10 protein-coding genes are annotated in these 15,202 nt (G+C 56.5%); 9 read left to right on the top strand and 1 reads right to left on the bottom strand.

What is annotated here, in order from left to right:
* Positions 1 to 124: 124 nt before the first annotated feature.
* A complete protein-coding gene (locus tag HVA01_RS12320; RefSeq protein ID WP_246129606.1) occupies positions 125 to 1,582 on the top strand; it encodes a methyl-accepting chemotaxis protein in 1,458 nt (485 codons plus the stop codon).
* Between the two features lie 115 nt (positions 1,583 to 1,697).
* On the opposite strand, the gene HVA01_RS12315 is transcribed toward HVA01_RS12320, so the two are convergent.
* Entirely contained in the window at positions 1,698 to 3,782 is a 2,085-nt protein-coding gene (locus tag HVA01_RS12315) for a S9 family peptidase (RefSeq protein WP_146875713.1), read from the bottom strand.
* 62 nt (positions 3,783 to 3,844) lie between these two features.
* On the opposite strand from HVA01_RS12315, the gene HVA01_RS12310 reads away from it, so the two are divergent.
* From HVA01_RS12310 to HVA01_RS12275, 8 genes are all read left to right on the top strand, one after another.
* Entirely contained in the window at positions 3,845 to 4,270 is a 426-nt protein-coding gene (locus HVA01_RS12310) for a hypothetical protein (protein WP_146875712.1), read from the top strand.
* Positions 4,271 to 4,303: 33 nt separating this feature from the next.
* A complete protein-coding gene (locus HVA01_RS12305) occupies positions 4,304 to 5,083 on the top strand; it encodes a class II glutamine amidotransferase (protein WP_146875711.1) in 780 nt (259 codons plus the stop codon).
* A 251-nt stretch (positions 5,084 to 5,334) separates the two neighbouring features.
* Positions 5,335 to 7,005 carry an AMP-binding protein gene (locus tag HVA01_RS12300; protein ID WP_146875710.1) on the top strand — a complete coding sequence of 557 codons (1,671 nt, stop codon included), beginning with the start codon at positions 5,335 to 5,337 and terminating at the stop codon, positions 7,003 to 7,005.
* 126 nt (positions 7,006 to 7,131) lie between these two features.
* A complete protein-coding gene (gene hrpA / locus HVA01_RS12295) occupies positions 7,132 to 11,136 on the top strand; it encodes an ATP-dependent RNA helicase HrpA (protein ID WP_146875709.1) in 4,005 nt (1,334 codons plus the stop codon).
* 140 nt (positions 11,137 to 11,276) lie between these two features.
* Entirely contained in the window at positions 11,277 to 12,398 is a 1,122-nt protein-coding gene (locus HVA01_RS12290; protein ID WP_146875708.1) for a beta-ketoacyl-ACP synthase III, read from the top strand.
* A gap of 31 nt (positions 12,399 to 12,429) precedes the next feature.
* The gene (locus HVA01_RS12285) at positions 12,430 to 13,323 is read left to right on the top strand and encodes an MlaA family lipoprotein (RefSeq protein WP_146875707.1); all 894 of its coding nucleotides are present in this window, start codon (positions 12,430 to 12,432) and stop codon (positions 13,321 to 13,323) included.
* 8 nt (positions 13,324 to 13,331) lie between these two features.
* Positions 13,332 to 14,525 carry a PP2C family protein-serine/threonine phosphatase gene (locus HVA01_RS12280; RefSeq protein ID WP_146875706.1) on the top strand — a complete coding sequence of 398 codons (1,194 nt, stop codon included), beginning with the start codon at positions 13,332 to 13,334 and terminating at the stop codon, positions 14,523 to 14,525.
* Positions 14,515 to 15,033, top strand: coding sequence for an STAS domain-containing protein (locus HVA01_RS12275; RefSeq protein ID WP_146875705.1), 519 nt, complete (start codon positions 14,515 to 14,517; stop codon positions 15,031 to 15,033). The genes HVA01_RS12280 and HVA01_RS12275 overlap by 11 nt, the downstream gene beginning before the upstream one ends.
* Positions 15,034 to 15,202 lie beyond the last annotated feature (169 nt).

Below are 15,202 nucleotides of genomic sequence, written 5' to 3'. Positions count from 1 at the left end.
TATACCCAACTTAACATATTATTAGTACTCAGCTGCTCCGTAGGGCGTTAGTACTAAGAACCTTGCGAGGTATTGGATGTCTTCAGCGTTGATGTCAAACCATACGGCGAATACGGACCGGGTGATGTGGTTACCTATTGGCTTGATCACCGCACTTTGTTTTGGGGTCGGGGTGTTTACGCAAACCCTGGCGCTTGTTGTTAGTTACGCCGTGCTTACCTTGCCATTAACAGCCTGGGCACAACGGCGCTGGAGAGGCCATGCGGGCAATGGTTTTCTAAAGGCGGCGGTGCTGATGGGCTTTTCAGCGGTGTTAATCGAACAATCGGGTGGTTTGATCGAAGCGCACTTCAGCATTTTTATTTTGTTATCGGTACTGATTTTATACAGCGATTGGCGCGTTATAGCGTTCGGCGGGCTTGTCGTTGCGCTTCATCACCTGCTATTTACCTGGCTGCAACACCTGGGTTATGTGCATTTGTATAGCGGCATGGTGGGTAGCGATCATAACGCCGCGCATGGTTTAGCTGAGCTGGTTGCCTGCTTATTCATGCACGCTGGTGCTGTGGTGGTGCAAGTTGCCATTTTAGGTTATCTGGCCAAAGTACTCGCCCGAATGGTCGCCGAGAGTCAGCACGTTAGCCACTTTGCCCATCAAGCCAGCGATGGCAAGTTAGACATGGCCTTTTCAGCTCAACAGCATGGCTTACCCGCCGTTGCGGCGATCATCACCATGCGCGACCAAGTGGCTTCAAGCCTTAGGAAAACGCAGCAAGCCGCGCAAAGCTCCCACGGCTTGAGTGAACAGCTGTTCGCTGCCCAGGATCTGCTAAGCGTACAAATTGCCCGTAATGTGAGCCAGACCGAGCGTATTTCCACCAGCGCTACCCAGCTTTCAGCGACAACCCGCGAAACAGCGCATGAATCTGAGCAAGTACGCCGTTTAGCCGAAACAGCAGAAACGGCCGTGCGCGATAACGGCGAGCAAATGCAAGCCATTCGAAGCCTGATGCGCACGCTTGAGCAGCAGGCCAAGCAAATTAGTAGCATGCTGGCAGAGATTGATCATATTACCTTCCAAACCAATTTACTGGCCCTTAACGCCTCAGTGGAAGCGGCTCGAGCCGGTGAACAGGGGCGTGGTTTTGCAGTGGTCGCCAGTGAAGTCAGAAAACTGGCCGGCAATACGCAAGACACGGCAGGGCGTATCCGCGATAACGTTACCTTGATTGAACAGCAGGTACAGGAGGGCGTAACGCAAACCGACTATGCACAGGAGACAACCCAGCGGCTAATTGACTCTTTTGAAGAGGTGGCGGGACGTCTGACCGGAATGGACAGCGCGTTACAGCAGCAAAACCAAGGCATTGAAGAGCTCGAAAGCAGCGTTAATGAAATGCACGACGCGCTTGAGGTGTCGAACCGTTCCGTTAACGAAGCACATCAAATGGCTGAACGCTTATCGCAAACGGCGGATGTGTTACTTGAGGCCGTCAGTGGCTTTAAGCTACCTGCAGAGGATGGCGCTCACGCTTCGCAACCGCAGTCGCTTGCCTTGAGCAAAGCCCTAAGCAAAGCATAGCCCATCACGATAGCCCATCACGATAGCCCGTTACGGCGGTGATTCGGCTGCCATCCAAGAGAGCCTGCTAACAGAGCCCGCTTCTGCGGGCTCTGTTTAGCCAGGGGTAGCGGCGCTATTCAGGGCTTAGACCCAGCGCCCAAAGAATAAACGCATCTTGCCGCGCGGTATCGCGCCAGGCTTTAAAGCGGCCAGAGGCGCCGCCGTGGCCACTGCTCATATCGGTACGCATGAGCACCGGCGCGGCTGCTTGCTGCTGTTGCGCTATCTGGGCGTAAAACTTGGCGGGTTCCCAGTAGCTTACTCGGGTGTCAAACCAACTGCCCTCAATCCATAGGGCTGGGTAGGCTTGCGCCTTAATGTTATCGATGGGTGAATAACCGCGAATGCGCTCGGCGACCTCTGCATCTTCTGGATTGCCCCATTCACTGTACTCAGCCGTTGTTAGCGGAAGCTCGGGGTTCTGCATGGTGCGCAGCACGTCTAAGAAAGGCACGTCTAGCAGCGCGGCACAGAACTTTTCCGGCGCCCGGTTGATACAGGTGCCGATTAACAGTCCACCGGCGCTGGCGCCATACGCCGCTATTCGCTGAGCATCGCTAACCCCCTGTTCAACCAGGGCTTCCCGCGCGGCCAGGAAGTCGTTAAAGCTGTTTTCCTTGTGGACCATTTTGCCGTTTAAGTACCACGGTTCGCCTCGCTCGCCGCCGCCTCTGACATGCGCAACGGCAAACGCCGCTCCCCGCTCCAGGAGCTCCAAACGGGCGATAGAAAACCACGGGTCAAGCGCCTCGCCGTAGGCGCCGTAGCCATACAGCAGGGTGGGCAATGGCTGATCGGCTAGATCGGCGCGCATAACGACCGAAACAGGGACTTGCTCGCCGTCGTTACTTGTCGCCCAAAGGCGCCGGCTTGTCAGTTGCTCTGGCTGAAGGCTGCCGTAAACAGGCACGCGTTTTAGCAGCGTCCGCTCGCCGCTGGCAAGGTCGAGGGCAAACCAGCTGGGTGGCTGGGTAAACGACTCTTCGCGCAGGCGCAGTACCTGGCTGTCGAAGTGGGGGGCATCGTCGAGCATTTGCGAGCAAGGCTGTTCGGGCAGCGTCAGGTGCTCATCCAGTGTGCAGCTGTGACGAGCATCGAAAACCAAGCGACGCAAATACACCTGCGCTTGCGCATGATCGCGCTCAGCCAGCATCAAACCCCAAGCGAAGGCGTCAACGCCCTCAAGCGTTATGTTTTGGCGATGAGCGATTAACGCTTTCCAGTCCGGCTGGGAGTGACCCAGTTGCGCTTCGGGCAGGTAGTCGAGTTGAAAGTGAGCGCCAGTCTGGTTGTGCAGGCGGTAAAAACTCCCGGGGCGGTGGTCAATGCTGTACTCAACCCCCGCTTGGCGCTGCTGGATACAGCGTGGCGTCTCGGCAGGGGAGCGTGCCGGCAGCAGGTGAATTTCGCTGGTGTCTTTGGAGCCGCTTTCAAGCAGCAACCAATCCCGCGAACGGGTTTTACCGATGCCGAGCCAAAACTCGGTATCCTCTTCGCGTAGCACCAGCTCGGGCTCGGTTGAGGCGTCAGGTGCGACTAGCGAAAGGGGCAGCCGCCATACGCTATCGGGCCGCTGGGTGGCATCAAAGCGGGTGAACAGCAGAGTAGCCGTGGTAGCGGTTTGATCCTCTGCCCAGCACAGGCCTGCACCTATATCGCTCAGCAGCTGAACGGGTGTCCCGCTAGGCAGGGCTTTCAGCCACAGGCTAAAGCGTTCATCGCCCTGGGTATCTTCGGTCCAGGCCAGCCACTGCTCGTCGGGTGAGAGCGCCATATCGCCCATGTCGTAAAAATCATGCTCGGCGGCGCGGGCGCAAACGTCAAAGAAGCATTCATTTTGCTCTGATTGGCTGTTGGGGTGGCGCCACCAGCGCGGGTAGTCGTCCTCGGCACCGGTTTCGTTCCAGAACGTAAAGTGGTCAAGCGTTGTCTTAAGGCTGGTTACGGCTAATTCGCGCCGCGTCAGGTGGCTTTGGTACAGCGCCTCTTCTAACGGGGCAAGCGGCGCAAACCATGCCGCCTGCTGATCGTTGGCGGCTTCTAAAAAGGCGCTTACCTCTGGGTCATCGCGTTCTTCTAACCAGTGCCATTGCGGGTCATTAGCGCGATAATAGCGCGAAGCGGGTGAGCCTGAGTGCATGCCTGGCTGTGCTTTCATAAATTCATAGGTACCATAACGGGAAATCAACGTCGGGTGAGTTTACCCACAGAAGGGATATTATGCTGTCTACAGATTCAATGTCATTGCTTTGGTTGAGTTATTACGGGCTGTCACTGTTAGTGATTGTCGCGGTCTACTTTGCGCTCACTTGCCTGCCTCGTTTGCCACGTCTAGTGCTAACCTGGGCTATCGCTGGGGCGATATGGGCCCCAGCCACTTTCCGGCTGCCGCTAATAGAAGAGGGTGAATTCTATACCGGTTGGGCGCCTTCGGCGATGGTGTCGGCGGTGGGCTTTTTAGAGAACAATGGCGCGGCGCTGCGTGGTGGGCTGATGTGGCTGGTGCTGGGTATGGCGTTAGGCGCGCTTATCGGCGTTGCGCTTTGGTGGTGGCGTCGTCCTAGTGAGTATGAATATGTTGACGATGAGGCGGAAACTAACAGTGACGTTCACTCTCAGCGCCGCCGCGAACCGGTGATTGGATGATAGCGCATTGGAGCAACTGCTTGAGGTCTTTGAATGTGTGAACTGTTGGGGATGAGCGCCAACGTACCCACCGATATTTGTTTTAGCTTTTCAGGCTTTTTACATCGCGGTGGCGGCACCGGGCCCCATCGCGATGGCTGGGGAATCGCCTTCTATGAAGAGGGCGGCTATCGCGATTTTCGGGACCCGCACCCCTCTGTCGATTCTCCCATTGCGCGGCTGATTTGCGATTACCCGATCAAGTCCCACGTGGTGATCAGCCATATTCGTCAAGCCAATGTGGGCGGCGTTAAGCTTGCCAATACGCACCCCTTTACGCGTGAAATGTGGGGGCGTCCTTGGTGCTATGCACACAATGGCCAGCTAAGCGGCTGGGAAAGCCTGACGCTAGGCAACTATATCCCGGTGGGTAATACCGATAGTGAGCACGCCTATTGCTGGCTGATGGGGGAGCTGCGGCGTACTTTTCCAACGCCGCCCGCTGACCCCGCAACACTCTGGGAGCGCTTGCATCAGCTATGCGAGCAGCTAAGAGCGCTGGGCGTGTTCAATATGCTGCTCTCGGATGGCCGCTATTTGTATACCTTCTGCGCGACGAAGCTGGTACATATTACCCGCTGTGCCCCCTTCGGTAACGCGGAGTTATCCGACGCTGAGATGACCGTGAATTTTGCCGAGCATACCACGCCGAACGATGTTGTCTCGGTCATTGCCACCGAGCCGCTAACGCAAAATGAAGCGTGGCAGCGCATGGTGCCGGGCGAGCTATTAGTATGGCGCGATGGAGAAGTTCAGGCGCGTTACTGTCCATAAATAGTTCATAAGGCGCGTTATTGTCCATAAAGAGTGATCTACTAAATTGGCATGAGAGAAGCCGCCGTCAATAAAGCGAGCCTGACGATAGGCTAAAGTTGAAACGCCAGTTTCAATCGTGCGTTTTACAGCTTGCCGCCTGTCGTATATCGTTGACCCGTTAATTTAGGGTTTGCGCAGCCAGTGTTAGACATAGCCTCGCGACAACAACAAGTCGGTGATCACGCCGACACGCATAGCGGAGATTGCCCATGAGCGAACACGCCAACGCCGCCGTTTTACGTGGCCCAGCGCTTGAAGGGTTGGATCAATACGATTCAGTCACGGATATTTTTCATAGCGCAGTAGCACGATTCAAAGATAAGCCTGCCTTTTCCTGCATGGGAAAAACGCTTACCTTCGCCGAGCTTGACCGTCTGTCGGCGGATTTCGCCGCGTGGCTTCAGCATTCAACGGACCTGGTGCCCGGTGACCGAATTGCCATCCAGCTGCCTAACGTACTGCAGTTCCCCGTTGCGGTATTTGGTGCGCTGCGGGCAGGTCTGGTGGTGGTCAATACCAACCCGCTGTATACCGAGCGGGAAATGGCCAACCAGTTCAAAGACGCCAACGCCAAAGCCATTGTGATTTTGGCCAATATGGCGAGCAAACTGGAGAAAGTGCTAGATAAAACAGAGATCAAACACGTTTTAGTCACCCAGCTTGCCGACTTGCACGACGTGCCCAAGCGCTGGTTAATCAATGCAGTGGTGAAACACGTTAAGAAAATGGTGCCAGCTTATTCGCTGCCCGGTGCGATTGGTTTTAGCGCTGCGCTGAAAAAAGGCGCCTCGCTAAACCATACCGATGTTAAGAGACGTCCCGACGATTTAGCCGCGCTGCAATACACCGGTGGCACCACCGGCATGCCCAAGGGCGCGATGCTCACCCATCGTAATCTAGTGGCCAATATGCTCCAGGCCCGCCAAGCCATTGGCTCCCATCTGACCGATGGCGAAGAGCTGGTCATCGCACCGTTACCGGTTTATCACATCTATACCTTCACCGTGAACTGCCTGTTCTTGATGGAGACGGGTAACCACTCCTTATTGATCACCAACCCACGCGACATGGACGCGTTTGTGAAAGAGCTCAAGGGGCTGCCTTTTACTGCGTTTATCGGTCTCAATACGTTATTTAATGCACTGTGCAATCGCGATGATTTTAAACAGCTGGATTTTTCCAAGCTGAAACTGACCATTTCCGGCGGTATGGCGCTCACCAAGGCGTCCGCGCAGCGCTGGGAAGAAACCACTGGCTGCCCCATTGCTGAAGGTTATGGCCTGACCGAGACATCGCCGATTGTAAGCTTCAACCCCAACGATGCGATTCAGTTAGGCACCATTGGTAAGCCCGTGGCAGGCACTGCGGTAAAAGTCGTCGACACGGACGGCAATGAAGTGGCGCTGGGCGAACCCGGTGAGCTATGCGTGCAAGGGCCGCAGGTGATGAAAGGTTACTGGCAGCGCGAAGACGAAACCCACCACTCTATCGATGCGAACGGCTGGTTTTACACCGGCGATATCGCTGTTCTCCAGGAAGACGGCTACATCCGCATTGTCGATCGTAAAAAAGACATGATTCTGGTCTCGGGCTTCAACGTTTATCCCAATGAAGTTGAGGATGTGGTGGCTGCCCACCCGGACGTGCTTGAGTCGGCTGCCGTCGGTGTGCCCGATGAAGATGCTGGTGAAGCCATCAAGCTGTTTGTGGTGAGCAAAAACGCCCAGCTGGATGCAAAAACCCTGCGCCAGTGGTGCAAAAAAGAGCTCACTGGCTACAAGGTTCCCAAGATCATTGAGTTTCGCGATGAGCTACCCAAAACCAACGTGGGCAAAGTGTTGCGCCGCCAGCTGCGCGATGAAGAACCTTCCAACACATAACCATTAAACAACGACGCGGCGCTGGGTTAGGCGTCGGGGAGTTGAAAGCGTTACAATACGGCACTGTGTTTCAGGCCCGCTCACATGAGCGGGCTGATTTTTTGAACCACTCAAGCTCTCAAGCGAATGGAAACCGACTCTATCGTGACCACTGAAACATCCCCAGCTCCCACCGATAGCCAACGTCTCGCGTCGCTAAAACAGGCAGCGGGCGATGTTATGCTGCGCGATGCCGAGCGGCTGGAGCGTCGCCTGGCCGGTTTGAGCCGTCGCCTGCGCGATAATAAACCGATTAGCCGTGGTTTGGACGAAGTGCAGCGCGAGGTGAGCCGCGCCCAGCAGCAGCTCAGCCAGCGGGAAGCGCAAAAGGTCGCCCTCAACTACCCACCGGAACTCCCCGTGGTCGAGCGGCGAGAGGATATTCTCAACGCCATACGCGACCACCAGGTGGTGGTCATCGCCGGGGAGACCGGCTCAGGCAAAACCACCCAGCTACCCAAAATGTGTTTGCAGCTAGGGCGCGGCCGTCGTGGCTTGATTGGTCATACCCAGCCGCGTCGTTTGGCGGCGCGAAGTGTGGCCGGGCGCTTGGCCGAAGAACTGGAAGTGCCCCTGGGCGAGCAGGTAGGTTACCAGGTGCGTTTCAGCGATCAGAGCACGCCCAGCACGTTAGTCAAGCTAATGACCGACGGCATTTTGCTGGCCGAAACGCAGAATGATCCGCTGCTGCTGCGCTACGACACCATCATTATTGACGAAGCCCACGAGCGCAGCCTGAACATCGACTTTCTGCTCGGCTACCTCAAGCGCCTGTTGCCCAAACGGCCCGATCTCAAAGTCATCATTACCTCGGCGACTATCGACGTAGAACGCTTTGCCAAACACTTTGGCACCGCCAAAACGCCCGCGCCGGTGGTTGAAGTAACCGGGCGCACCTACCCGGTTGAAGTGCACTATCGGCCGCTGTTGCGCGATGAAGACGACGAAGAAGATCGCACGCTGCAGGAGGGTATTCTGCACGCGGTGGAAGAGATTGAAGCCATTGAGCGCGAAAAAGGCTGGCTGCACGGCCCCCGCGATGTGCTGGTGTTTTTACCCGGCGAGCGCGAGATTCGCGAAACCGCAGACACACTGCGCCGCGCCGAGCTGAAGGGCACCGAAATCCTGCCGCTCTATGCCAGGCTCTCCAACGAAGAGCAAAACCGGGTGTTTGCGCCGCACCGTGGTCGGCGCATTGTGCTGGCCACCAACGTCGCCGAAACCTCGCTGACGGTGCCCGGTATTCGCTACGTGATCGACCCAGGGCTGGTGCGTATCAGCCGCTATAGCTACCGCTCCAAAATCCAGCGCTTACCGGTAGAGGCGGTTAGCCAAGCCAGTGCCAATCAGCGTAAAGGGCGCTGCGGGCGGATCGCCGAAGGCGTTTGTATACGTCTTTACAGCGAAGAAGATTTTTTAGCGCGCCCTGGGTTTACCGACCCGGAAATTCAGCGCACCAACCTGGCGTCGGTGATTCTGTCGATGCTGGGGCTCAAACTCGGCGATATAGAGGCGTTCCCGTTTGTTGACCCACCGGATAGCCGCTTTGTTAAAGACGGTTTTCGGCTGTTGTTTGAGCTGGGCGCGGTGGATGAGCAGCAGCGTCTTTCCCCGCTGGGCCGTAAGCTGGCGCGGCTGCCGATTGATCCACGCTTAGCACGCATGGTGCTGGCGGGCGCTGAACACGGTAGCCTGCGCGACGTGCTGATTGTGGTGTCGGCGCTGGCCATTCAAGACCCCCGGGACCGGCCTGCCGATAAGCGCCAAGCCGCGGATCAAGCCCATCAGCGCTGGCACGACCCGGATTCCGACTTCGTCGCTTTGCTGAACCTCTGGCACGGCATTGAGAATGCCCGCGAGGCGCTGTCAGGGAATCAGCTACGCCGCTGGTGTCGCGAGCATTATATTAACTACCTGCGCATGCGCGAGTGGCACGATACCTTCCGTCAACTCCGCCAGCTACTCCGCGATATGGACATTGAGGTCCCGGCACCGGCACCCCGCGATGAGGATGAGAGCGAAGAGCAGGCGCGGCAAACGCGCCGTAAAACCTCGGGCAAAGTGCATCAGGCGCTGCTTTCGGGGCTGCTCTCCAACCTGGGTACGCTGCTGGAAAACCGCGAGTACCTCGGCGCGCGCAATCGCAAGTTTATGATTCACCCTGGCTCAGGGTTGGCCAAGAAATCCCCCAAATGGATCATGGCGTTTGAGCTGATAGAAACCTCGAAGCTGTTTGCCCGCACCGTGGCCAAAATCGACCCGCAGTGGATAGAACCTCAGGCGCAGCACCTGGTTAAGCGCAGCTACAGCGAACCGCATTGGGAAATGAAGCGTGCCCAGGTGGTGGCTTTTGAGCAAGTGACGTTGTTTGGTCTGCCGATTGTGGCCCGGCGCAAAGTGCACTACGGGCCCATTGCCCCGCAGGAAGCCCGCGAGATATTTATTCGCCGTGCGCTGGTGGAGGGGGATTTCCAGACCCAAGGTAGCTTTTTCGAACATAACCGGGCGCTGATCGACGAAGTCGAGGCACTGGAAGATCGCGCCCGACGGCGGGATATTCTGGTCGATGAAGACACGCTATTCGACTTTTACGACCAGCGCATTCCGGCCGATATTGTTAACGGTAAAGGCTTTGAACACTGGCGCAAGCAGGCCGAGCAGCAAGATCCCGAGCTGCTGCACTTTGATCTTGAAACACTCAAGGCGCGGGATGCCGGCGATGTGACGCAAACGCAGTATCCTGATCATCTGGTCTTGGCTGGCGTTGCCTATCCGGTGAGCTACCACTTTGACCCGGAAGCCGAGGACGACGGCGTTACGCTGACCGTTCCCGCCGCCATGCTGCCGCAAGTGCCAGCACATGCGTTGGAATGGCTGGTGCCCGGGCTGCTGCGCGAAAAGTGTATTGCGCTGCTGAAGTCGCTGCCGAAAAGTATTCGTCGCCAGGTAGTGCCGATTCCCGACTGGGTGGATGCCGCGCTGGAGACCCTGGTGCCCGACCAGCGGCCATTAACCGAGGCCTTGGGGGAGTTTATTCGCCGCCGAACGGGGACGCGGGTGCACCCCGACGATTGGCGTTTAGACCAGCTCGCACCGCATTTGATAATGAATATCCGGGTGGTCGATCACGCGGGCGAAACTTTGGGGCAGGGCCGCGACCTGCGCGCGTTGGAGCAGCGCTTTGAAGCAGCGGCGAGCGCCGGCGCCCAAGCGCTGGCCGAACAGGTTAGCCATGAGCCTACCGTTGCCGGGCTGCCCAAGACGCCGCTGCCTGCTTCGCGTGTTACTACCCAGGCAGGTATTCGCGTAGAGGCGTATCCTGCCCTGGTCGCCGACGCCCGCGAGTTCAAGGTGGCGCTGTTTGACCACCCGGCGAAAGCCGACGCCGCCCACCAGGAGGGCATTGCCCGGTTGGCAATTGCTAAGCTTCCTGAACAGGTCCGAGCGATCAAACAATTGCCTGGGGTAGAGACGTGTGCGCTGCTGTTTGCCAAGGTGGGCAGTAAGCAAGCCCTGGTCGATGATCTGCTGCTGGCGGTGTTTACCCAAGTGGTGGCACAGTACCCGCTGCCGCGTTCAGAGGCCGCGTTTAGTCAGCGCCTAAACGAGACTCAGGATCAGCTCGTTGACGCGGCAAAATCACTGCTGGTGAGCGTGGAAGCCGCGCTGCAGGGCCACTTGGCGGTCACTAAAGTGTTAAAGGGTAAGCTCAATTTTGCCTTGGCCCTGGTATACAGCGACGTTAACGCCCAGATGCAGCGCTTGGTTTACCCCGGGTTTATTCACGATGCAGGCCCGTGGCTGCAGGAATACCCCCGCTATACCGAGGCGGCGCTGATTCGGCTTGAAAAAGCCGCCCGTGAGCGCGGTCGTGATCAAATGATGATGCAAGACGTCCAAGCATTAGAGGCGCGCTTTGATGCCCGCCGTAAAAGTGAGCGCCGCGGACGAGTGGAAGACCCGGCATTGGTCGCGTTTGGCTGGTGGCTACAAGAACTAAGGGTATCGCTATTTGCTCAGCAGTTGGGCACGAGTATGCCCGTTTCAGTCAAACGACTTGAAAAACGCTGGCAGGAGATCGTTAGCGTTTAAGTGCTCGCTAAACACGGTGGTTAGCAAAATAGCCGCTGGAAAAATCGCCATTTTACGCACACAGTAACGGTATGGGTTCGCCACAAGTCCCGCGCGAGGGTTGGTGCGCAATGTCGGCAAGCCGCTTAAAGGAGATTGGCATGACAAATGTGGTGATTACCGGTACAGGCCTCTATACACCGGAACACGCCATTGAAAATGCGGCCCTGGTGGCGGCATTTAACACTTGGGTAGACGCTGAAAATGCGCAGCACGCCGGGGCCATTGAGCGCGGTGAGCGCGAGCCGCTGGCGTATTCGAGCAGTGAATTTATCGAAAAAGCCTCGGGGATTAAAAGCCGCTACGTGCTCGACGCGTCGGGCATCCTTGACCCACAGCGCATGCGGCCTAAACTGCCACAGCGGAATAACGATGAACCCTCCATCCAGTGCGAGATGTCGACGGCGGCGGCTCGCCAAGCGCTGGCCGCTGCTCAGGTAGAGGCGGCGGATATTGAGTTGGTCATTGTCGCCTGCTCGAACTTGGAGCGCGCCTACCCCGCGGTAGCGGTAGAAGTGCAGCACGCCTTGGGCACCAGCGGCTATGGGTTTGATATGAATGTGGCCTGTAGTTCGGCCACGTTTGCGTTAGAAACGGCGGCCAACGCGATAGCCTCGGGCAGCGTCAAGCGTGCATTAGTGGTGAATCCGGAGATTTGCTCGGCGCATCTCAATTTTCGCGACCGTGACAGCCACTTTATTTTCGGCGATGCTTGTACCGCTGTGGTAGTAGAAAATAGCGCCATTGCGGTTGCCGACGAGCGTTTTGAAATCCTTGGCACGCGCTTGGTCACTCAGTTTTCTAATACGATCCGTAACAATGCTGGTTTTCTAAACCGCGTGACCGATAGCGATCCGCTGGCTTTAGATAAGCTGTTTGTACAGGAAGGGCGGCGTGTGTTTAAAGAGGTTTGCCCCATGGTGGCTAAATTGATCACCGATCATTTAGCGTCTTTGGCGTTGAGCAGCAGCGATCTAAAACGCATGTGGCTACACCAAGCCAATCGACATATGAACGACTTGATTGCCCGTAAAGTGCTGGGGTATGACCCCAGTGAAACTCAGGCGCCGATTATTTTGGACCGTTACGCTAACACCAGTTCTGCGGGTTCCATCATTGCGTTCCACCTTCATCGCGAAGCGTTCGCCGAGGGGGATATTGGTGTGATTTGCTCCTTTGGGGCGGGTTACAGTGCTGGCAGTGTCGTGGTGCGTCGTCAGTAGCGCGGTGCGGAATCGAAAAAAAGGAAATGTCATGCAGCAGTGGTTAAGTAACAAAAAGTCAGCACTTAGGTTGCGCTCTGGTGGTTTGCCACTTCTGCTGGTGGCGTTATTAGCCACCGCTGGTTGTGCTAGCACACAAGTCGCGCAGGACACGCACCCTGAAGACCCCTGGGAAGGGTTTAACCGCAAAGTGTTTGCGTTTAACGACGTGTTGGACCGCTACGCGCTTAAGCCTGTGGCAAAGGGCTATCGTACGGTTACGCCTGACCCGGTGCAGACCGGCGTCGGTAATTTCTTCTCTAATTTGGGCGAGCTGCGCACAGCGCTTAACAGCGTACTGCAAGGCAAGCCGGCGAATGCAGGTCTGGCGACGTCGCGGTTTTTGATCAATTCCACGGTGGGTATCGGCGGGCTGTTGGATTACGCCACGCTAATGGAAGTGACCGCGGATGAGGAAGATTTTGGTCAAACGTTAGCGGTGTGGGGCTGGGAAGACTCGCGCTATCTTGTGCTGCCTTTCTTCGGCCCCAGTACGCTGCGCGATACCTCCGGCTTACCCGCTGATATGGCCACCTATCCGGTTACCTACGTAGAGGAGGATAGCGTTCGGATTAGCCTGACCGCCCTCAATGCGATTGATACGCGTGCGGGGCTGCTCGATCGAGAGGAGTTGATTAGTGGGGATCGCTACCGTTTTATTCGTGACGCATATTTACAAAATCGTCAGTTTAAAGTGAGCGATGGCGAATTGGGCGCTGACCCTTTTGCCGCCGATGACTTTGATTTTGACGACAGTGATTTTGACGACAGTGATTTTGAAGACAGTGATTTTGAAGACAGTGATGTTGACGATAGCGATTCTGATGACCGCGATCTTGATAACAGTAATGATAGCGACTCGGGTGACGGCGACTCCGCTGATTGAGGCTGATGATGGATCATTCTAAGCAGTTGATCGCAGTGATCGATGAGCCGGGGCGGGAGCGCGACGCGCTGGCCGAGGCGATTACCTGCGATGACATGTGGGTATTTGCGAGTGAGGACATCGAGGATCTACCCGCCGACACGGCGCTGATCGTTGCCCATGCCCGAGCGGTCCCCAGGCAGCGGTGGTCGCAACTGACGCGCCGCTTGCCGACCCTGGTGGTCAGTGACTCGCGTCAAGACGCGGATCTGATCAAGGCGGTTGATGTCGGACTGGTGGACTATATTGTTCATCCCCTGCGTCACGCTGAATTGCTGCGACGAATGATACGCAAAGCCATTGAGCTTAACGATCTGGCGCTGGAACGCGAGCGCGATCACGAGCGGCTGGCGGAGCTAAATGAAAGCTTAGAGACGCACTTGGCGCTACTGCGGATGGATCAGCAGAGCGGTGGTCACATTCAGCGGCGCTTATTGCCGCTGCGGCCCAAGGTGATTAACGGGGTGTCTTACGACTATGTGTTTGCCCCGTCGCTGTATTTGTCCGGCGATTTTCTCGATTACCAACGTTATAACGCGCGTTACAGTGCCTTTTATTTCGCCGACGTATCGGGGCATGGCGCCTCGTCAGCGTTTGTCACGGTACTGCTTAAGTATTTGTGCAACCGTTGGCTGGGTGAGTGGGATGGCCAGCAGCCGGAAACGCTGCCTGCTGACTGGTTGCGGGCAATGAACCGTGAATTGCAGGGTACCGATATCGGCAAACATGCCACCTTATTTGTCGGTGTGATTGACCATGAAGCGCATACTCTTCACTATTCGCTCGGCGCGCAGCTGCCTATGCCCCTATTGGCGGCAGAAGGAAAGCTAAGCCGCTTAGAAGGCGAGGGAATGCCGGTAGGCCTTTTCCCCGATGTAGAGTATCCTTCACTTAGCTGTTCGTTGCCGGCTGAATTTCGACTATGGCTCTGTTCGGACGGTGTATTGGAATGCTTGCCGGGTAATACGCTCGACACGCGGCTCAAGGAGCTTGAGCAATTAGTAAGCGAAAGTGTCACCCTTGAGCAGTTGCGCGATCGGCTAGCTGAAACAAATGTACTCCTTGCCGAAGGAGACGCAGAGTTTGATGCCAACCAAGAGCGCGATGCTTTACCCGATGATCTAACAATCATGATGGTGAGCGGATTTGGTCATGCTGATTGAAGAAGGCCGCATTAAAGCGGCGTTCGATTCTGGTGTTTTTGTACTAAAGTTATGTGGTGATGTGCGGTTGACGCTGTGCGCCACGCTCGATAACCAAGCCCAGCGTCTCGCTGAGACGCCGGGGCTGCGTGCGGTATTGATCGACCTGCGCGAGGCGACCAATGTGGACTCCACGGCGCTGGGTTTTCTTGCCAAGGTCGCTATGGCGGTGAAAGGGCGTTTGGAGCAGCCGCCGACCATTATCGTCGATAATCCTGACGTTCGAAAAATGCTTGATGTGATGGGGTTTGCGCGCTTTTTTACCCTGATGGAAGCGCCGTTGCAGCAAACGAGCGCACTCAACGACGCACTCGAAGAATTGCCGGAAGAACCTGCTGATGAAGAAGGGCTTCGCGAGCGAATCCTTGAAGCCCACCGCATCTTAATGCACATGAACGAGCACAACCGTGAGCAGTTTCAGCCCCTGGTTGAAATGCTTGAGTCGCAAGACGCCTCCTCGCACCATTAAATGCCCCCCAGCCTGATAAGTCCCTGGCATTCTCCAGGGCTATCTCGGTTGTGTGCTTTTACGCTATTCCTATCTCTGGTAGCGCTGTATCAATAGCGTACAGCACCGACAAGTGTCATAAAATCGGCTATCATTAGCGGCCTATCTATTCCAGTGCGCACGTCTAGTG

The sequence above is a fragment of the Halovibrio variabilis genome (genome assembly GCF_007991175.1).
Classification (GTDB): domain Bacteria; phylum Pseudomonadota; class Gammaproteobacteria; order Pseudomonadales; family Halomonadaceae; genus Vreelandella; species Vreelandella variabilis.
This window is presented reverse-complemented; position numbering and strand designations above follow the sequence as displayed.

Coding starts and splice junctions, on each gene's coding strand:
- HVA01_RS12300 (WP_146875710.1), top strand. CDS start 5,335: ATGAGCGAACACGCCAACGCCGCCGTTTTACGTGGCCCAGCGCTTGAA.
- HVA01_RS12285 (WP_146875707.1), top strand. CDS start 12,430: ATGCAGCAGTGGTTAAGTAACAAAAAGTCAGCACTTAGGTTGCGCTCT.
- HVA01_RS12310 (WP_146875712.1), top strand. CDS start 3,845: ATGCTGTCTACAGATTCAATGTCATTGCTTTGGTTGAGTTATTACGGG.
- HVA01_RS12280 (WP_146875706.1), top strand. CDS start 13,332: ATGGATCATTCTAAGCAGTTGATCGCAGTGATCGATGAGCCGGGGCGG.
- hrpA (WP_146875709.1), top strand. CDS start 7,132: ATGGAAACCGACTCTATCGTGACCACTGAAACATCCCCAGCTCCCACC.
- HVA01_RS12305 (WP_146875711.1), top strand. CDS start 4,304: ATGTGTGAACTGTTGGGGATGAGCGCCAACGTACCCACCGATATTTGT.
- HVA01_RS12315 (WP_146875713.1), bottom strand. CDS start 3,782: ATGAAAGCACAGCCAGGCATGCACTCAGGCTCACCCGCTTCGCGCTAT.
- HVA01_RS12320 (WP_246129606.1), top strand. CDS start 125: ATGTGGTTACCTATTGGCTTGATCACCGCACTTTGTTTTGGGGTCGGG.
- HVA01_RS12275 (WP_146875705.1), top strand. CDS start 14,515: ATGCTGATTGAAGAAGGCCGCATTAAAGCGGCGTTCGATTCTGGTGTT.
- HVA01_RS12290 (WP_146875708.1), top strand. CDS start 11,277: ATGACAAATGTGGTGATTACCGGTACAGGCCTCTATACACCGGAACAC.